Annotated in this window: 15 protein-coding genes and 1 pseudogene; 5 read left to right on the top strand and 11 right to left on the bottom strand. The window is 63.9% G+C overall.

From position 1 onward, the window contains the following. Position 1 precedes the first annotated feature (1 nt). The 3 genes from fixJ (at position 2) to IVB47_RS30500 (ending at position 1904) form a co-directional block, all read left to right on the top strand. On the top strand, positions 2-619 hold the full coding sequence (gene fixJ / locus IVB47_RS30510) for a response regulator FixJ (protein ID WP_247467019.1): 618 nt from the start codon (positions 2-4) through the stop codon (positions 617-619). Between the two features lie 58 nt (positions 620-677). After that, positions 678-1118, top strand: a complete 441-nt coding sequence (locus tag IVB47_RS30505) for a response regulator (RefSeq protein WP_247467018.1) — start codon at positions 678-680, stop codon at positions 1116-1118. Between the two features lie 84 nt (positions 1119-1202). After that, a complete protein-coding gene (locus tag IVB47_RS30500; protein ID WP_007594028.1) occupies positions 1203-1904 on the top strand; it encodes a helix-turn-helix domain-containing protein in 702 nt (233 codons plus the stop codon). 38 nt (positions 1905-1942) lie between these two features. Here IVB47_RS30500 and IVB47_RS30495 read toward each other — a convergent pair whose 3' ends face one another. Genes IVB47_RS30495 through IVB47_RS30480 form a run of 4 tightly spaced genes read right to left on the bottom strand, consistent with a single transcriptional unit; the run spans position 1943 to position 7848 of the window. Beyond that, complete coding sequence (locus IVB47_RS30495) at positions 1943-3256, bottom strand: MFS transporter (RefSeq protein ID WP_247288462.1); 1314 nt, start codon at positions 3254-3256, stop codon at positions 1943-1945. Positions 3257-3279: 23 nt separating this feature from the next. Next, positions 3280-3801: a PRC-barrel domain-containing protein gene (locus IVB47_RS30490; protein ID WP_027568795.1), complete on the bottom strand. Its 522-nt coding sequence runs from the start codon at positions 3799-3801 to the stop codon at positions 3280-3282. Positions 3802-3823: 22 nt separating this feature from the next. Beyond that, on the bottom strand, positions 3824-6028 hold the full coding sequence (locus IVB47_RS30485) for an amylo-alpha-1,6-glucosidase (protein WP_247288461.1): 2205 nt from the start codon (positions 6026-6028) through the stop codon (positions 3824-3826). A gap of 56 nt (positions 6029-6084) precedes the next feature. After that, positions 6085-7848: an ABC transporter ATP-binding protein gene (locus IVB47_RS30480; RefSeq protein ID WP_247467016.1), complete on the bottom strand. Its 1764-nt coding sequence runs from the start codon at positions 7846-7848 to the stop codon at positions 6085-6087. 277 nt (positions 7849-8125) lie between these two features. On the opposite strand from IVB47_RS30480, the gene IVB47_RS30475 reads away from it, so the two are divergent. Beyond that, on the top strand, positions 8126-9196 hold the full coding sequence (locus IVB47_RS30475; RefSeq protein WP_247399645.1) for a glycosyltransferase family 4 protein: 1071 nt from the start codon (positions 8126-8128) through the stop codon (positions 9194-9196). Positions 9197-9375: 179 nt separating this feature from the next. Here the strand turns inward: IVB47_RS30475 and IVB47_RS30470 are convergent, their stop codons facing one another. From IVB47_RS30470 to IVB47_RS30450, 5 genes and pseudogenes are all read right to left on the bottom strand, one after another. Continuing rightward, on the bottom strand, positions 9376-11307 hold the full coding sequence (locus tag IVB47_RS30470) for an alkyl sulfatase dimerization domain-containing protein (protein WP_247467012.1): 1932 nt from the start codon (positions 11305-11307) through the stop codon (positions 9376-9378). A 122-nt stretch (positions 11308-11429) separates the two neighbouring features. Further along, entirely contained in the window at positions 11430-12710 is a 1281-nt protein-coding gene (locus IVB47_RS35600; RefSeq protein ID WP_245287869.1) for a TRAP transporter large permease subunit, read from the bottom strand. Positions 12711-12929: 219 nt separating this feature from the next. Beyond that, positions 12930-13406, bottom strand: a pseudogene (locus tag IVB47_RS35595) (TRAP transporter small permease subunit); the annotation flags it as partial. Between the two features lie 151 nt (positions 13407-13557). Continuing rightward, positions 13558-14559: a DctP family TRAP transporter solute-binding subunit gene (locus tag IVB47_RS30455; protein ID WP_247467010.1), complete on the bottom strand. Its 1002-nt coding sequence runs from the start codon at positions 14557-14559 to the stop codon at positions 13558-13560. 182 nt (positions 14560-14741) lie between these two features. After that, positions 14742-15512, bottom strand: a complete 771-nt coding sequence (locus IVB47_RS30450; protein WP_027568788.1) for a methyltransferase domain-containing protein — start codon at positions 15510-15512, stop codon at positions 14742-14744. Positions 15513-15680: 168 nt separating this feature from the next. On the opposite strand from IVB47_RS30450, the gene IVB47_RS30445 reads away from it, so the two are divergent. Further along, positions 15681-16424 (top strand): SDR family oxidoreductase, encoded by a 744-nt coding sequence (locus IVB47_RS30445; RefSeq protein ID WP_247399649.1) that lies wholly within the window; start codon positions 15681-15683, stop codon positions 16422-16424. Positions 16425-16535: 111 nt separating this feature from the next. Here IVB47_RS30445 and IVB47_RS30440 read toward each other — a convergent pair whose 3' ends face one another. Further along, a complete protein-coding gene (locus IVB47_RS30440) occupies positions 16536-16889 on the bottom strand; it encodes a UBP-type zinc finger domain-containing protein (RefSeq protein ID WP_081747934.1) in 354 nt (117 codons plus the stop codon). A 240-nt stretch (positions 16890-17129) separates the two neighbouring features. Then, complete coding sequence (locus tag IVB47_RS30435; RefSeq protein WP_247467007.1) at positions 17130-18188, bottom strand: isocitrate/isopropylmalate family dehydrogenase; 1059 nt, start codon at positions 18186-18188, stop codon at positions 17130-17132. Between the last annotated feature and the right edge of the window lie 126 nt (positions 18189-18314).

The raw sequence follows: 18314 nt of genomic DNA, 5'->3' as shown, positions 1-18314 counted from the left end.
CATGACGACCAAGGGAATCATCTACGTCATTGACGACGACGAGGCGATGCGGGATTCGCTGAATTTCCTGCTGGATTCGGCTGGCTTCGGCGTCACACTGTTCGACAACGCGCAGGGTTTTCTCGACGCCCTGCCCGGCCTCGCCTTCGGTTGCGTCGTCTCCGACGTGCGGATGCCCGGCATCGACGGGATCGAGCTTCTCAAGCGCCTGAAGGCGCAGCGCAGCCGGTTTCCAATCCTGATCATGACCGGCCATGGCGACGTGCCGCTCGCGGTCGAGGCGATGAAGCTCGGTGCCATGGATTTCCTGGAAAAGCCGTTCGAAGATGACCGCCTCGTCGCCATGATCGAATCCGCGATCCGCGAGGGCGAGCCGGCGGCCAAGAACGAGGCCATCGCCCAGGATGTCGCCGCTCGCGTCGCTTCCCTGAGCCCCAGGGAACGCCAGGTCATGGAGGGGCTGATCGCGGGCCTCTCCAACAAGCTGATCGCCCGCGAGTACGACATCAGCCCACGCACCATCGAGGTCTACCGGGCCAATGTGATGACCAAGATGCAGGCCAACAGCCTGTCGGAACTGGTTCGGCTGGCAATGCGGGCCGGAATGCTCAACGATTGAAGTCACCAGGATTGAGGCAAGTCAAAACCGTCCGCCCGCCCTGTGCTACCAGATCGGAATGATTGCGATCAGCTCCCATCCTGAGCGGCTCCCGATGTCGTCACCCGCGAAATTAACCGTCTATGTGGTGGACGACGACGACGCCGTGCTGGGTTCCCTGCGCTTCCTGTTGGAAACCGACGGTTTTGCCGTGCGGACCTTCAGGAACGCCACGGCGCTGCTCAATGCGGCGAGCCCGTCCGGTGCAGACTGTTACCTGATCGACTACAAGATGCCCGACATCAACGGCATCGAGCTGGCCGGGCGACTGCGCCAGTCCGAGGGCGACACCCCGGTGATCCTGATCACCGGCTATCCCGACTCGAATATCTCGGCCCGGGCGGCGGCCGCAGGCGTGAATGAAGTGATTCTGAAGCCGCTTCTGGACGAAAACCTGATCAAACGCATTCGCCACGCCATCCAGAACCGGGTCCACGCTGACCTACGGGATTCTACGTAAGGCACCCCCCTTAAGATATCTCGCGAAATTTTCGAGGCACCCGATACCGCGTACCAAAGCGTCATCACAACGGAGATGGCGCAGATGCTGACCCAGACGATCAACACCCAGGCGATCAAGACCCAGATCAACGGCAGCAAGATCGCCCCGGGCCATCCCGTCTCCGACCAGTTCGGTGCGATCGCTGGCCATGTCGGCCTCGTTGCCACCGAGTTCTCCTACCGCAAGGAAGAGGAGATCTATGGCGAGGACGAGCCGGCCGAGTACGTCTATCAGGTCGTCACCGGCGCCGTGCGCAGCTACAAGCTTCTCTCCGACGGCCGTCGCCAGATCGGCTCCTTCCACCTTCCCGGCGACGTGTTCGGCCTCGAATCCGGCACCACCCATCGCCTCGCTGCTGAAGCCATCATCGACACCACGGTGCGCCTCGTGAAGCGCGCGAGCCTCGAGAAGGCCGCAGCCACCGACGTCCAGGTCGCCCGCAAGCTCTGGGCCATGACCGCTGGTGAGCTTCGCCATGCCGAAGACCACATGCTGCTGCTGGGCCGCAAGACCGCGATGGAGCGCGTCGCAACCTTCCTGCTCGAAATGGACCGCCGCCTCGCAGTTGCCGGCATGATGGCGCTGCCGATGTGCCGCCGCGACATCGGCGACTATCTCGGTCTCACGCTCGAGACCGTCTCGCGCGCGCTGTCACAGCTTCACGCCCAGGGCATTCTCGGCTTCTCCGGCGCCCGCCAGATCGTGTTGCGCAACCGCGCACGCCTGCACAATCTCGACGCCTGATCTCCCCTCTCCCACCCCCTCATGGCCGGCTGATTGATTCAGCCGGCCATTTCTTTTGCTGCGATCATGCCCTTGCGCCGCGTCTCCGGCATCACAAGCAGAATGAGCAGAAGTCCCGTCGCCGCGACGCCGGACAGTCCGGTGAACGCCATGGCATTGCCGAATTTATCGCTGACATAGCCGCCGAGCGCGGTGCTCAGCGACGCGCCGATGCCCATGGCCGTGCCGACGATGCCCTGCGCGAGGTTGAAATGGCCGCTGCCGAAGGCGACGTCGGCCACGATCAGCGGGATCATCACCGCGAACACCGCCGCAGTGAGGCCGTCGAACACCTGCACGAGCACCAGCAGATACGGATCGCGCACGGTCGCGAACAGTAGACCGCGAATCGTCAGCGCCGCGAATCCGATCAGTAGTAGCGGCCTGCGACCCCATGCTTGCGCCTTGCGCCCGACGCTCGGCGACAGCAGCGCCACGATCGCTTGCGGCACGACGATGCAAAAGGCTACGAGCACCGTCGCCCATTCGCTCGATCGCGCCGTCACCGCGCTAGCCATCAGCGGCATCATCGAGGCGTTCGCGAGCTGTAACAAGAGCACGCTGACCGCGAAGACAATGAGCGGCCGCTGCCGGATCAGATGCCAGATATTGGTGTCGCCGCGATCCTCCGCCTCGCGCGGCATCTCGCCGTGACAGCGCGCGATGTCGACCTCGTGCTCGCGGATGCGAGAGAGCGCGATCAAAGTGGGGATTGCGAGCAGGAAGGTCACCAGGAATACCGAGCGGCTCGACAGCAGATAGCCGGCCGTTCCCATCACCGCGGCCGCAACGCCGTTACCAAGCGAAGCAAATCGCGCATTGCGGCCGAGACGCTCGCCGATCGCGAGCGGGCCGACCAGACCGAGGCTGATCGCCGCGATCGCCGGTCCGAGCACGCAGCTCGCTGCCGCATGCAAGGTGGCCGCAGCCACCACCACGGGGAAGATCGGCATCGCCGCATAGGCGAGCGCGCAGCAGCCGATGGTGGCGATCGCGAGGCCGGCGACCAGCCGCTCGGATTTCGCGGCATCGATGATGGCGCCGCCTGGCATCTGGCCGATCAGGGCAACGATGCCCCCGATCGACAGCACGAGGCCGATCTCGACCTGGGTCCATTTCTGGGTCGTCAGATAGACCGCGATGAACGGCCCGAATCCGGTCTGCACGTCGGCGAGGAAGAAGATGAACCAGTCGAGGCCGCGCAGGCTCTGGCGCGACGGCGCCGGAATGCCGGCCGGCGACGGCGCCGAGACGTTATCCTGCTCAACGCGGCCCTCGCGATCCGCATGATTCGGCTTCCTCGACAACAGCACCGGCGGCCATCCCTCCCCGCGCCTCACTGAACAGCTTGCAGCGGCTGCAGGCTGCCGGACGCGCCGAGCACCACCATCGGCGTGTCCTCCTTGTATTCTGGCGCGGCTGCGACCTGTGCCTTGGTCAATTCCAGCGTGATGCTGTCCTTCTTGTTGACGATCTTGCCGAACCGCATCGCGTTCCAGTCCACCACGATCTTGCGGCTGCCGACGCCGAGGAAGCCGCCGAAATCGATCACGGCAGCGCGCACGTGCCCGCTCCGATCGACGATGACGTCGACGATGCGGCCCATGTCCTCGTTCGCCGCGCTGAGCACGTCACGGCCAAGCACACCGTGCGCATCGCTCGCGCCGATGATCGTGACCGACGGCGGTGGCGCGGCATTCTTTGGCGTGACGGGGACCGATGACGCCGGCGGTTGCGCCGTCGGCGGTGCATTCGCTTCAGTCGCGGGTGCGGGCGACTCCTCCGCGGCACGTGACACGGCGAGCGTCATTCCGCCGACGATCACGACGCCCAAGGCCAACCATCCGGCGGTACGCATGCACCCTCCTTCCGGCGCGCCGCTAGCGCGCCAGCACGATCGAGACCTGAATCTGGCCACGCGTGCGCAACACCTCCAGCGCCACGTCGTCGCCATGGCGGCTGACGCGCAGGTCCACGCTGGACTCGCCAAGACGCAGATCGCGCAAGATCACCTCATGCAGAAACGCCGGCAGATGCGGATTGCGCAGCCGGATCTCGCCGCGGTCCACGTCGAACTCGATGCCCAGCGCCGCCTCCAATAGCGTGAACGCCGTGGCGCTAGCCCAGGCCTGCGGCGCGCAGGCGACCGGATAGAGCGTCGGGCCGCGCCGCTTTTCGCGCCGGAAGCCGCAGAACAATTCGGGCAACCGGCGCAGGTCCATGTAGGTCGCGGCGTCGAACAGTCCCTTGAAGACATGCGCGACCGAATGCTTGAGCCCGTAGCGCGCGAGCCCGAGCGCGATCAGCGCATTGTCGTGCGGCCAGATCGACCCATCATGATAGGACATCGGGTTGTAACGCACCTCGCCGACAGCGACGGTGCGGATGCCCCAGCCCGAGAAGAAATGCGGCCGCATCAAATCGGCGGCGACGAGGCGCGCGCGGTCCTCGCGGATCATGCCGCTGAACAGGACCTGGCCGGCGTTGGAGGTCCGCACCTTGCAGGGCCGCTTCTTGCCGTCGAGTGCAAGCGCATAGGTGCCGAGCTCCTCGCACCAGAACGCGGCCTCGAAACGCTCGGCCAGCGTCTTGGCCTCGGCCTCGAGCTTCCTGGCAAGATCGGGTTTGCCGAGCCGGAGCGCGCAGCGCGCGGCGAGCCGCTTGGCGGCAAAGACGTAACCTTGCACCTCGGCCAGCGCGAGATTGCCTTCCGCAAGCTGGCCATCGGCATGGAAGATCGCGTCGTAGGAATCCTTCCAGCCCTGGTTGGCGAGGCCCTTTTCCGTAGCGCGCTGATATTCGACGAAGCCGTCCTTGTCGGGGTCACCGGGGCCGTCGATCCAGGCCAACCCCGCCTCGATGGCCGGCCACAGGTCGGTCAACGTCGTCTCGTCGCCGGTGCGCTCGAAATAGCTTCCCGCCAGCAGGACGAACAAGGCCGTGGAATCGACGCTGCCGTAATATTGCGCGAACGGTACCTCGCGCAGCGCCGCCATCTCGCCGCCGCGCATCTCGTGCAGGATCTTGCCCGGCGCGGCATCGGCGAGCGGATCGACCGCCTTGGCCTGGAAATGGGCGAGCCGCCGCAGCACACCCTTGGCGATTCGCGGATCGACCCACAGCATCTGCAGCGCCGTGATCAGCCCGTCGCGGCCGAATGTCGTCGAGTACCAGGGAATCCCCGCATAGGGATAGCGGCCCTGCGGCGTCTCCGTCATCAACATGTTGAGGTCGGCCATGGCCTGGCACAGCACCTCATTGAAGATGTTGTTGGAGGTCTCGATGCTGGTGGCGCCCATCGTCGATTGCCGCATCTCGCGGCGATGGGCGAGCAAACTCTGGAAAAAGCGCGCCGGCTTCTCCGCGATCGGCCGATTGCAGGACACGGCCACGAACAGGGATTTCGACTCGTGAGGGTCGAGTTCGAGCTGCCAGGTCGCGGCATTCACCGACAGCTTCGTCGGGCGCGGGTCGAAATGCAGGCCCGTGGTGCGCTCGGCGTCATCGAGACCGCGGTAGTCGAACAGCACGTCGGTTGGTCCCAACAGCCGGCTCGAGCCGATGCCGCGGCGCGGGCGCCGCTCGCCGCGGACTTCGAACAGATCGGCGAAATCGTTGTCGAACAGCAGCGTCAGCGCGAAGCCGGCCGGGCGGTCGCCGTGGTTCTGCACGCCGATGCGCTGATAAGCGGTGCCGCGCCACAGGAAGATCGTGCGCACGATGTGCAGCAGATCCTTTTGCAGCACGAGGCTGCCCTGCCGGTAGATGTCGGGATTGGTGAGATCGACGGTCAGGGCTGAATTGTCGTCGCGCAGGTTCGAGCCCAGCAGCAACGGCTGGAGATCGTCGAGCACGAGCTCGAGCCTCGCGAGGTAGCGCGTGTCGTGATGAAACAGCCCATCGGGCCCGCCGGCCGAAGCGCCGATGTCGCCATGGCTGTCGAGCACGATAAAGGTGTCGTCGTGCTTGAGCGAACGCCGCGGCCGCGCCGACGGTCCTGTCATCGGAATATAGAAAGGCTGCTCCGCGACCTGGTCCACGGTCCGCGTCACGGAGACGAATTGGGTAACGGCTTCAGCCGACATCAGCAGCTCCCCTGCGCTTGTTTCGACACGCAACCGACTCGAACGCGACTGTTGGTTTACGCTGCGGCCTGGGCGAGCCGGCTCATTTCCTGCGTGACCAGCTCACGATAGGGCCCGTGGCCCTGCATCAGACGCTCAGGCGACCCGTCCTCGATGATCTTACCACCCCTCAACACGACCACGCGATCGAAATTGCGCAGGGTAGCGAGGCGATGCGCGATCGCGATGACCGTGCGGCCGCGCATCAGCCGCGACAACGCCTCGCGGATCGCCTCCTCGGATTCGCTGTCGAGCGCGGCGGTCGCCTCGTCCAGCAGCAGGATCGGCGCGTCCTTCAGGAAGGCGCGCGCAATCGCGATGCGCTGGCGCTGGCCGCCGGACATCTTGACGCCGCGGTCGCCGACCATGGTGTCGAGACCACCAGGCAGGCTTTCGACGAAATCGCAGCGCGCCGCAATTGCGGCACGCAGCACCTCGTCGTCGGTCGCGTTCGGGCGACCATAGCGGATGTTCTCGCGAATTGAGCGGTGGAACAAAGAAATGTCCTGCGGCACGACCGAGATCGCTTCGCGCAGGCTCTGCTGCGTCACCTTGGAAATGTCCTGGCCGTCGATGGTGATGCTGCCCTCGTCGGTATCGTAGAAGCGCTGCAGCAGCGTGAACAACGTCGACTTGCCGCCGCCGGACTGGCCCACCAGGCCGACGCGCTGGCCGGGTTGCAGGCGCAGGCTGAAGCGCTCGAAGATCTTCTCAGCTGCGGGATAGCCGAAGGTGACATTGTTGAACGCGATCGCGGCGCCGCTCTTCACCAGCGGCTCGGCCTCGGGATGGTCGCGCAATTCATGCGGCACCAGCAGCGTGGCGATCGCCTCGGTCAGCCGGGCAACGTGCTGGGTGACGTCGACCAGCGCCACCGCGAGATCGCGCGTCGCATTCAAAATGGAGAGACCGAGGGTGCAGACCAGCACGACATCGCCGGTGGTCGCCCGGCCATCCTGCCAGAGCATGATCGCCCAGGCCATCAGGGCGATCGTGAGCACGACAGTGACGCCGGCATGGATAAGCCGCAGCTTCTCCAGATAGCGCAGGCTGCGGCCGCGTGCGGTGAGCTCCCGGTTCACAGTCGCGTCGAACCGCTCATGCTCGTGCCCGATGCCGCAGAAGGCGCGCACCAGCGGCATGTTGCTGATGACGTCGATCATCTCGCCGTCGACGACGGCGGCCTTGTCGGCGAAGTCGTCATGCAGCGGTTTTCCTGCGGCGGCGAGGCGGAACATCGCAAGCACCATGCCGCCGGCAATCACGATCAGGCCGAGCGCCATATAGGGACTGACGGTTCCAATCAGCGCGATGGCCGCAACCGTTGCGATGCACGGCGGCAGCACATTCCAGACGAACATGTTCTCGACCGTGAACACCGCATTCGACGTCGCCGTGATGCGGCTGGTCAGCATGCCGGGCATGCGGTCGGAGAAGTAGCTCGGCGCGTGGCCGGTCAGATGGCGAAAGATGTCACGGCGCAGATCACCCGTGACACGCACGAAGGTGAAGCTGGCCGTCCAGCTCGCGATCCGCCAAAGGAAATTGTCGGCGGCGATCAGCGTCATGAGGAAAATGAATGCCAGCCATACGCTCCCACCATGCGCAGCGCCGGCCGACAGACTGTCGACGAGGGATTTGACGCCATACTGCGTGCCTACGGAGCAGGCAACGGCCGCGACGACTGCGGTCAGGATCACGAGATGCGACGCGAGCCGACGCCGAAGATAGCGCAAAACAAAGGCAAACGGTCGGTGCGCATACCCAGAAAGATGATCCATGTGATTATCGACCCCGTCGTGATATTCTCAATTTTTCTGTTAGTCGACTGAACATCGACCACTTCGCCTCGGTTCCCGGGCACACTGATCACGACATGCGGATGCGGGCGTTCTGCGATGATGTGATGGCAGCATCGCGACGAGCATCCGACGTGTCGAATAAGTAACGTTCGGAAGGAGGAACTTCGCAAGTGCGGGAACGTTCCCTTGATTGGCATGCCGGTGCTGAACAGGCGGGGGCTTTCTACAATCATGATCGCACAGAGGAGATGGTGAGATGCGCATCGCGCAGGTTGCTCCGTTGACGGAGGCAGTTCCACCCAAGCTTTATGGCGGCACCGAGCGGGTGGTGCACTGGTTGACGGAAGAGCTGGTGGCTCTTGGCCACGACGTGACGCTGTTCGCCAGCGGCGATTCGCAAACCTCGGCGAAGCTGGACGCGTTATGGCCGCGGGCGCTCCGCCTCGACGGTTCCGTGCGCGATCCCAATGCTCTGCACATGGTGATGCTGGAGCGGGTGCGGCAGAAATGTGACGACGAGGAGTTCGACTTCCTCCATTTCCATCTCGATTATTATCCGTGGTCGCTGTTCTACCGGCAGCCGACGCCGTTCCTGACCACGCTGCACGGCCGGCTCGATCTGCCGGAGCATCAACCGGTTTTCAATACCTTCTCGAAGGTCCCCGTCGTCTCGATTTCGAACGCGCAGCGCCGGCCGGTGCCGCAGGCGAACTGGGTGAGGACGATCCACCACGGCCTGCCCGAGAATCTGCTGACGCCGAAGCAGGCGAAGCAGGAATACCTCGCCGTGCTCGGCCGTATCGCGCCGGAAAAGGGCGTCGATCGCGCCATCAAGATCGCGACGCATTGCGGCATTCCGCTCAAGATCGCAGCCAAGGTCGATCGTGCCGACCAGGATTACTATGACGAGCTGATCCGGCCGATGATCGAGAACAATCCGCTGGTGGAATTCATCGGCGAGATCAGCGATCACGAGAAGTCGGACTTCTTGAGCGGCGCGCTGGGCCTTTTGCTGCCGATCGACTGGCCAGAGCCGTTTGGCCTGGTGATGATCGAAGCGATGGCCTGCGGAACGCCGGTCATCGCCTTCAACCGCGGCTCGGTGCCGGAGATCATTGACGAGGGCCTCACCGGCTTCGTCGTCGAGGACGTCCTCAGCGCCGCCGGCGTCGTCGGCCGCCTGCCGCAACTCGACCGCTCCGTCATCCGCAAGCAGTTCGAGACGCGCTTCACGGCGCGCCGCATGGCGCTGGATTATCTCGCGGCCTATCGCAGCCTTGGCGAGGAACAGGCGCCGCGGATCAAGCTGGTGAGCAGCGCGGAGTAGCAGGAGCACGCGCCCATCCCATCGCGACCGTCATGGCCGGGGCATGTCCCGGCCATCGACATTTGTGGGGCGCGCTCCTCTCTATTAACCGTCATTGCGAGCGCAGCAATCCAGACCGTCCCCGCGGAGAGATTCTGGATTGCTTCGCTGCGCTCGCGATGACGGAAGAAGGCTTAGCGCTACCTCACCACCGCCCGCTTCGGCTCGACGATCTCGAACATGCGCGGGAATTCGTCCATCAGGCCCATCAGCTCGGCGAGGCGCATCGGATTGCCGGCGAATTTGACCTTGCCGGCGGCCACGGCCTCCGGGAAGCTGGTCAGTTTTGCGATCACCTCGTCGAGCGTCGACCGCGCGAGCGTGAAGCTGGCATCGGCGCTGTCCGCCTGCATGCCCTCTGTGTAGGTGAGCGCGCAGTTCTCCAGATTGAGCACGAAGGTCTCGCCGGTGTCGGAAAAGCTCCAGTTCAGCACGATGTGCTTTCCTTCCGCCTTCGGTCCGTTGAGGCGGATGCCGAGCACGTCCCAGAGCTGTGAGGTGCGCAGCGCCGCCAGCGTCTCGCGCGGCATCGGCGGCCGCGCCGGCACTTTCGGCATGCCCTGGCGCAATTCCTGCGCGCCGAACAGATAGGCATTGCGCCAGGTCGCGCTTTCAGCCGCGTAGCCGAGCTGCTCCAGCGTATCCGCGAGCAACGCACGCGCAGCCTGATTGTCCGGCTCGGCAAAGACGAGATGGCCGAGCGCCTGCGCCACGAAGCGGAATTCGCCCTTGTCGAAATCGGCACGCGCCCGCGCGAGGATGGCGTCGGCGCCGCCCATGTACACCACATATTTCTTGCCCGACTCAACCGGCGGCAGCGGATCGAGATTGACCGGATTGGCGTCGTACCAGCCCAGGTACTTTTGATAGATCGCCTTCACATTGTGCCGGATGTGGCCGTAATAGCCGCGGCCGTGCCAGGCGTCCTCCAGGCTCTGGGGCAGCTGGATCGTTTCGGCGATCTCGGCCGCGGTGAGACCGTGGTTCATCAGGCGGATGGTCTGGTCATGCGCGAACTTATAGAGGTCGCGCTGCTGCCGGATCATCGTGCCGATGCGTTCGCGTCCCCACACCGGCCAGTGATGCTGGCCGCACATCGCCTCCGCCTTGCCATCCCAGAGCTGCAAGGCCTCGCCCAGATATTTCGACCAGGCCAGCGCGTCGCGCACGTCGGCGCCGCGGAACGGCAGCAGATTATGGAAATTGTGGGTGCAGTTCTCGGCGAGGTTCAACAGCTTGTAGCGCGGGATGAAGAAATGCATTTCCGCCGGCGCTTCGCTGTTCGGCGCCATCTGGAATTCGAATTCGACGCCGTCGATCACGCGCCGGTCGCCGGTCGCCATGATCAAATCGGTCGGCCGCAGCAGCGCCACCGAACCTGCCGCCATCGACTTGCCGAGGCCGCAATCGACCTGCCCGCGCGCCCCCTTGGCGAGGAGCGGCCCGAACTGGTACTGCGCCCGGCGCAACATCGCAGGTCCCGCGATGATGTTCTCGGAGACGGCATGCTCCATGAACAAGTTCGGCGCGATGACCGGCACGCGGCCGATCGCGAGTGCATCCTCCTCCAGCACGCCGCGCGCGCCGCCCCAATGGTCGGTGTGGGTATGGGTGAAGATCACGGCCGCCACCGGTCGCTGGCCGCGATGCTTGTAGTAGAGTTCGAGCGCGGCGCGCGCGCCCTCGATCGAGGTCAGGGTGTCGACGACGATGACGCCGCTGTCGCCTTCGATCAGCGTCATGTTGGCGATGTCGAGCCCACGCACCTGGTACACGCCGGGCACGACCTCGAACAGGCCGTGCTGCATGTTGAGCCGCGACTGCCGCCACAAGCTCGGATTGACCGTAGTCGGCGCCTCTTCAGTCGACAGGAAGCCGTAAGGCTTGAGGCTCCAGACCGTCCGCCCTTGCGGATTGGTGATCTCCGCGTTCTCGATCGTGCCGAGGAAGCCGCGCGCGGAATCGTCGAAATCCCGGGTGTCGGAGAACGGCAACGCATTCAGCATCGCCGTTTGCTGCGCGATGACGAACGGCGTTGCGCCCTTCGGCTCGTTGCTGGACGTGTCCGTCATCTTGATCTCCTCCCCGCCTGCGTGCGGCATCTAACCGCATCTCGCGGTCGATTGCCATGGTGGGGACGGAGTGATGCGTTTTCTCGCGCCCACAGGTGGAGAGGATGCAGCGTGTTCGCGGGCTACATGCCCAGCAATCTTGGCAGCCACAGCGACAGACCCGGCCAGTAGGTCACGAGCACCAGGAATCCCAGCATCGTCAGCAGCCACGGCCACACCGCGACCGTGAGCTCGGTGATACCCATCTTGGCGATGCCCGAGGCGACGTAGAGATTGAGGCCGACCGGCGGATGGCACAGCCCGACCTCCATGTTCACCGTCATCAGGATGCCGAAATGGATCGGATCGATGCCGAGCTTGATCGCAACCGGAAACAGGATCGGCGCCATGATCAGGATGATCGAGGACGGCTCCATCACGTTGCCGGCCAACAGCAGCAGGAGATTGACGACGAGGAGGAAGCCGATCCAGCCGAGGCCCTGGTCGATCATCCACTGCGCGAGCGCTTGCGGCACGTTCTCGTAAGTCATCAGGAACGAGAACAGGACGGCGTTGGTGATGATGTAGAGCAGCATCGCCGAAAGATTTGCCGACGACAGCAGCACCCGCGGCACGTCTCGCAGCTTCAGATCCTTGTAGATGAACACGGCGACGATGAAGGCGTACACCGCGCTCACGGCGGCAGCTTCGGTCGGTGTGAACAGGCCGCTGTAGATGCCGCCGATCACGATCACGATCAGCAGGATACCCCAGATCGACTTGCGGAACGCATCGAAGCGCTCGTAGAGGGTTGCTTTCGGCATCCTCGGATAGTCGTTACGCCAGGCCCGATAGAACGTCGTGGCGCCGAGCAGCATTGCGAGCACGAGGCCCGGCACGATGCCGGCGATGAACAGCTTGCCGACGGAGGTGTTGGTGGAAACGGCAAAAAGAACCATGGGTATCGAGGGGGGAATGAGAATTCCAAGCGAGCCGGAGGTCGTGATCACGCCCGCCCCGAACCTTTTCGGAAATCCCTGCGCGACCATCGCGGGCAGGATCACCGATCCGATCGCAACCACGGTGGCCGGCGACGAGCCGGAAATCGCGGCGAACAGCGCACAGGCGACCACGCCCGAGAGCGCAAGGCCGCCGTACCAATGACCGACCAGCGAAGTCGCGAATGTGATCATCCGGCGCGCCACGCCGCCATGGGTCAGGAAGTTGCCGGCAAGGATGAAGAACGGGATCGCCATGATCTCGAAGCTCTCGATGCCGGTGAACAGCTTCAGCGCCACCGATTCCGTCCGCACGTCGGTCAACGTGAACATGAAGCTGAGCACGGTCAGGCCGAGCGCGATCGAGATCGGCATGCCCGTGAGCATCAACGACAGCAGAAGGCCGAAGACGACGGCGACACGCAGGCCCTGCGGCAGCGTGATCACGTGCGCGGAATGGGCGAAGCACACGGCCACGATCAGGACCGGCAACAACATCAGGACCCAGCCGAGCGGGCTGCGTTCGTCGCGGACGACCTGACTGCGGGTGACCGGGGCCGGATGGACCGGGTCTATTTCGACACCCTCGACGCCCGCCATGTCGTGATGCGGCAACTCGCCGGTGCGATAGAACGACCAGGCCACCTGCAGGAAGCGGAAGCACATCAGCCCGGAGCCGAGCGGGATGGTGAGATACACCAGCCACATCGGCGCTTCCAAATCGTTGGATTGCTGGCCGGTCTGCCACATCTGGCTGACGAACGCGGCCCCGAAATAGCACACGATGGCGGTGAAAAGGGCGCCGCACATCAGGCCGAACGTGATGACGCGGCGGCGCGATCCGCCGGGAAGGACATTGACCAGGACGTCGACGCCGACATGGATGCCGGTGCGCACCCCGTAAGCCGCGCCGAACTTCGCCATCCAGATGAACATGTAGATGCAGAGTTCCTGCGCCCAGGACAGGTCGAGAGCGGCAAGCCAGACGAACGCGGCTCGCGCGGGGACCGCCAGCAAGGTCAGGTTGCGCGCCTCCGCCCATTTGGCGATGTCGATCGACAGCCCAGCGCCATATCGGTGCAGCACGGCAACGAAGATGAGCGATGTCGCGGCCGCGATCATCGTCGCGATCAGCCATTCCTCGAGATGATCGAGCATACGATTCAATGCACGCAGCAACTTGGTCCCCTCAGCTTGGCTCATCATTCAAGAGCAACGGCCGGGAGTGCGATCACCCCCGACCGTTCATGGTTGTTCTCAAAGCGCGCCGGCGTCAGTTCATCTTGACGTCGAGTTCCTTGGCGACGAGATCGAGCACCTCCTGCCCAACCCGCCCCTTTGCCCATTTGTAGGTCGGCTGCATCGCTTCCTGCCACGCCTTGCGATCGGCGTCAGTCAGATAATGCAGCGTGGTCTTGCCCGTCTTCTTGATCTCGGCCAGCGCGTCCTCGTTTTCCTGGTGCGCGATCTGGTTAGTGTAGTCGGTCGCCTCGTTCATCGCCTTCTCGAGCTGGGCGCGGATATCGGGCGGCAGGCCGGACCAGAATTTCGAATTGACGATGACGGCATATTGCAGGTGCGCGTGATAGGACACGGTGATGTCCTTCTGCACCTCGTAGAATTTCTGCGTCAGGTAGTTGGACGCGGTGTTCTCGCAGCCGTCGACCACGCCCGTCTGCAAAGCCTGGTAGACTTCGGAAAACGCCATGATCTGCGGGATCGAGCCCATGATACGAAGATATTGGTCGGCGACCTTCGATCCGGAGATGCGGAATTTGAGACCCTGGAAATCGGCCGGCTTCATCAAGGCGCGGTTGGCGGAGAGCATGTGGAAGCCGTTGTCCCAGTAAGCGAGCCCGGTGATGCCCTTGGTCTCGAGCTTATCGAACAGCCACTTGCCGATCGTGCCCTTCATCGCGTTGGAATAGGTCTGGTCGTCCTTGAACAACCAGGGCAGGTCGAGCGCCTCGAACTCCTTGATACCGAGCGGCGCGAACTTCGCCGTCGAAGGGGCGAGCATGTGCACCGAGCCGAGCTGCAGCGCCTCGATCTCCTCCTTGTCCTTGTACAGCGTGGAGTTCGGGTAGATTTCGACCTTGACCTTGCCGTCGGTGTATTTCTCCGCAAGTTCCTTGAACTTCAGGGCGCCCTTGCCTTTGGGCGTGTCGTTGGCGACGACGTGGCTGAATTTGATGACGATCGGGCTCTGGGCCTCGGCAACGGCTGGCGCCAAAAGAATGGCTGCGGCCGCGACCGCAAGAAGCAGCTTGCGCATGAACGAACCTCCCAACAACCTCTAAAACCGGGTCTTTTTTTTTCCGATTTCAGTACTGACAGCAATCCGCCACCCGAACAACTAGACCTAAGCCCAATTTGCCGCAGCCAAGCTATCTTGCGCAACCCGGCTCCTGCTGCCGTTCCGGAAGCGAGCGCTTATGTCGCATTGCGGCAGTGCGATCAGCCGTTGCGCTGGGCAACCATGAACAGACGCCGGAACGGAAACAGCGTCTGTCCCGCGGCGTTCTTCGGATAGGCTTTCGCGACCCGCATCCCATAGGCGGCTTCGAACGCGGCCTTCTCGTCGCCCTGCAAGATGTCGAGATAGCGCGTCAGCCAGGTCCCCTTGGTCCATTCCTTCACGGGATTCTCGCCTTCCAGCACCTGCAGATATTCGGTCTCCCAGATGTCGATATTGGCCGACATCGGAGCAAGAAGACCGTGATAATAGGCTGGCGCTTCGACCGGCGGCGGCGTGACGAGATGCTCGACCTTGGACCGCCAGGGGCCGTTCAGCGCGGTCTCGCCGATCAGCACATGCGAGGGCGCCAGAAAGTTGCGCGGCATCTGCACGGCGAGCATTCCGCCGGGCGTCACCTTCTCCATGATCGACGGAAACAGGGCCGCATGATTGGGCAGCCAGTGCAGCGCGGCATTGGAATAGACGACGTCATATTGCTTCGTCGGACGCCAATGGCCGAGGTCCTCGTGTGACCATTCCACATCCGGCGCCGCCTTGCGGCCGGCGGCGACCATCTCGGCCGAACCCTCGACACCGGTCACCGTCGCGTCCGGCCAACGCTCCTTGATCAGCTTGGTGACGTTGCCGGCGCCGGCGCCGAGATCGGCAACCGCACGCGGACCAGAATCCGGAATCCGCATCAAGAGGTCGACGGCGGGCCGGAGCCGGTGGCCGGAGAATTTCAGATATTGCTGCGGATCCCAGACCATCGCTCGGCGCCTTTTCTTTTTCGTGTTTCCTTCAACGCGGCTCTTGGTTACCACTGCTCGTCCCGGTCGGGCAAATCAGGCTGACGGGGACGGGCAGGAAACGAACAGAAAAACGAACAGCCAAACCAACAGCGACAAGCAGAAAAGCAAACAAGAGGGCGTGTCACCATGGATCTCGGGCTCACATCGAAAACCGCCGTCGTCACCGGAGCGAGCGTCGGCATCGGCCGTGCCATCGCCAAGGGCTTGGCTGCCGAAGGCGTGCGCGTCGTCGGGGTGGCACGGCGGACCGACCTGCTCGCCGAGCTGGTGAAAGAAGTCGGCTCCGGTCTGATCACGCCCTTCGAGCAGGACGTGATGGCCAAGGACGCGGCCGAGAAGATTTCGGCCTTCGCGCTCAAAGAGCTCGGCCATGTCGACATCCTCATCAACAATGCCGGTGGCAGCCGCCCCCTCCCCGTCGATGCCCCCGACAGCCAATGGGACGAAGCGATCGCACTGAATTTCACCAGCTATCGCCGCATCGCGCATGCGCTGCTGCCGCAGATGATCGAGCGCAAATGGGGCCGCATCGTCAACATCACCGGCAAGTCAGAGCCGGAAGGCCTCAACGCCGCGTTCGCCGCCAAAGCCGCCGTGCACGCCTGGGCCAAGGGCCTGTCGCGCGAGATCGGCGAGCACGGCATCACCATCAACTGCATCCCGCCCGGCCGCATCATGAGCGAACAGATCCGCCGCAACTACGCGCCTGATTATCGCGAGCGCTTCGCGGAGGAAGAGATCCCGGTCGGCTATTGGGGCGAGCCGGAGGACCTAGCGGCGTTGGCGGTGTTCTTGGCGTCACCGGTGGCGCGGTACATCACGGGCACGGTGATCCCGGTGGATGGGGGGCTGCGGAGGTATCAGTTCTAGAACCGATTGGACTTCGTAGGATGGGTAGAGCGCAGCGAAACCCATCGACAGCATACGACGTGAAACCTGATGGGTTTCGCAAGTGCTCTACCCATCCTACGGCCTACCGCCTTACTCATGCAGCAGCGTTTGCCAGTCCGGAGGCACCGCGCCGTCCGGTCCGGGCACCGGCTGATCCAACGGATGCGCGTGAGGACCTTGAAGCTTCGGGCCGGCGAAAGCCTCTCCCGTGCGATAGTCGTAAAACCATCGTTCGCCCGGCTCGAAGCTCGTGATGATCGGATGACCTGTCGCCGCGCTGTGTTTCGTTGCGTGCTGATTTGGTGACGCATCACAGCAGCCGATGTGACCGCATTCGACACATCTGCGAAGGTGAAACCACCACCCGCCCGCAGCCGAGCATTCCACGCACCCCGTTCCGCTTGGTTTGGCCGCGAGATTGATGCCACCCCTCTCAGACTTCATAGGTCAGCTCACTGAAATTGCCCGCGGCCACCACCGATGCATTCACGCCGCGATCTCCGCCACGATCGCATTTTGCCAGTGTTTTGCCCGACGGGTCAACGTCATGGCGGCGGCGAATGTCGTCGTGACGCGGTTCGAAAATCCCTTATCGATCAAGGGGCGCTCTACTTGGCCATGGGGTTGTTTTCGCGTTTTTGTTTCGGGCCCTCAAAAAAACCTCGCAAGCCCCCGCGTGACCACTCACCCCGCCTGCAGGATCTCCGCGATCGCGGCCCCCGCTGCGATCGTGCCGAGCTTGCCGCCGACATCGCGTGTCGCCCTGCCCTCGCCGATCGCCTTCGCGACCGCCGCCTCGATCGCACGTGCGGCTTCCTCGTAACGCACCGCGCCGCTGTTCTCGCCGTGCCATCCGAGCAGCAGGGCCGTCGACAGGATCAACGAGACCGGATTGGCAACGTCCTGTCCGGCGATGTCAGGTGCCGAGCCATGCGCGGCCTGCGCCATGGCGTGGCTGTCGCCGACATTGAGCGAGCCGCCGAGCCCGAGGCTGCCGGAGAGCTCGGCGGTGAGATCGGACAGGATGTCGCCAAACATGTTGGTGGCGACGATGACGTCGAAGCGGTCGGGGTTGCGCACCACATGCGCCATCATGGCGTCGACGAGGATGTCGTCGATCCCAAGACCGGGATAGGCCTTCGCCGTCTCGCGGCAGATCTCGAGGAACATGCCGTCACCGAGCTTGAGCACATTGGCCTTGTGCACGATGGTGAGATGCTTGCGCCGCTTCATTGCCAGCCGGCACGCCGCATGCGCTATGCGCTCGCAGCAAAGGCGCGTGATCCGGCGCAGCGAGATCACGACGTCAGGCGTGACCAGCATCTCGCCATTGCCCTGCTCCATGTTGCGGTCGGCGTAAAACCCTTCCGTGTTCTCGCGCACCACGACGAGGTCGAAATCGCCGACCCGGCCGGACAGCCCCGCATAGGTGCGTGCCGGCCGGACATTGGCGTAGAGGTCGAGGTTCTTGCGAAAATGCCGCGACGGATTGATCTCGCCATGGGCCTCATTCTTGAAATCGAAAGTCGCGGTGGGCCCGAGCACCAGGCCGTCCGCGGCGCGGACGATGTCGAGCAACTCGGGGCGCACGGTCCTGCCAAATTGTTTGAGGCTCGCATGCCCGACTGCGTGCTCCTCCAGCCGCAGATTGAGCTGGAAGCGCTCGGAGGCGGCACGCAACACGCCTGATGTCGCGGTCGTGACCGGCCCGATGCCGTCACCGGGCAAAACGACGATGTGCATGGCGCTCCCCTGACATTGCAGCAGTTCGCGCAATCATACGCCGGCGCGCAGGTTCATCGCCCAGCCTTCGCGCATACACTGCATGCAAGCATATGCCTGTGGAACGCGGCCGCGCCGTAGTACATG

Origin of the sequence: Bradyrhizobium sp. 62, from assembly GCF_023073035.1 — a bacterium.
Classification (GTDB): domain Bacteria; phylum Pseudomonadota; class Alphaproteobacteria; order Rhizobiales; family Xanthobacteraceae; genus Bradyrhizobium.
The sequence above is the reverse complement of the archived record's forward strand: the minus strand, read 5'-3'. Positions and strand labels throughout refer to the sequence as shown.

Bases quoted from the DNA above. Each gene is read 5' to 3' on its own strand.
- IVB47_RS30470 (WP_247467012.1), bottom strand. From the start codon at position 11,307: ATGACGGACACGTCCAGCAACGAGCCGAAGGGCGCAACGCCGTTCGTC.
- IVB47_RS30435 (WP_247467007.1), bottom strand. From the start codon at position 18,188: ATGCACATCGTCGTTTTGCCCGGTGACGGCATCGGGCCGGTCACGACC.
- IVB47_RS30455 (WP_247467010.1), bottom strand. From the start codon at position 14,559: ATGCGCAAGCTGCTTCTTGCGGTCGCGGCCGCAGCCATTCTTTTGGCG.
- IVB47_RS30440 (WP_081747934.1), bottom strand. From the start codon at position 16,889: ATGAAGTCTGAGAGGGGTGGCATCAATCTCGCGGCCAAACCAAGCGGA.
- fixJ (WP_247467019.1), top strand. From the start codon at position 2: ATGACGACCAAGGGAATCATCTACGTCATTGACGACGACGAGGCGATG.
- IVB47_RS30500 (WP_007594028.1), top strand. From the start codon at position 1,203: ATGCTGACCCAGACGATCAACACCCAGGCGATCAAGACCCAGATCAAC.
- IVB47_RS30445 (WP_247399649.1), top strand. From the start codon at position 15,681: ATGGATCTCGGGCTCACATCGAAAACCGCCGTCGTCACCGGAGCGAGC.
- IVB47_RS30485 (WP_247288461.1), bottom strand. From the start codon at position 6,028: ATGTCGGCTGAAGCCGTTACCCAATTCGTCTCCGTGACGCGGACCGTG.
- IVB47_RS30450 (WP_027568788.1), bottom strand. From the start codon at position 15,512: ATGGTCTGGGATCCGCAGCAATATCTGAAATTCTCCGGCCACCGGCTC.
- IVB47_RS30480 (WP_247467016.1), bottom strand. From the start codon at position 7,848: ATGGATCATCTTTCTGGGTATGCGCACCGACCGTTTGCCTTTGTTTTG.
- IVB47_RS30490 (WP_027568795.1), bottom strand. From the start codon at position 3,801: ATGCGTACCGCCGGATGGTTGGCCTTGGGCGTCGTGATCGTCGGCGGA.
- IVB47_RS30505 (WP_247467018.1), top strand. From the start codon at position 678: ATGATTGCGATCAGCTCCCATCCTGAGCGGCTCCCGATGTCGTCACCC.
- IVB47_RS30475 (WP_247399645.1), top strand. From the start codon at position 8,126: ATGCGCATCGCGCAGGTTGCTCCGTTGACGGAGGCAGTTCCACCCAAG.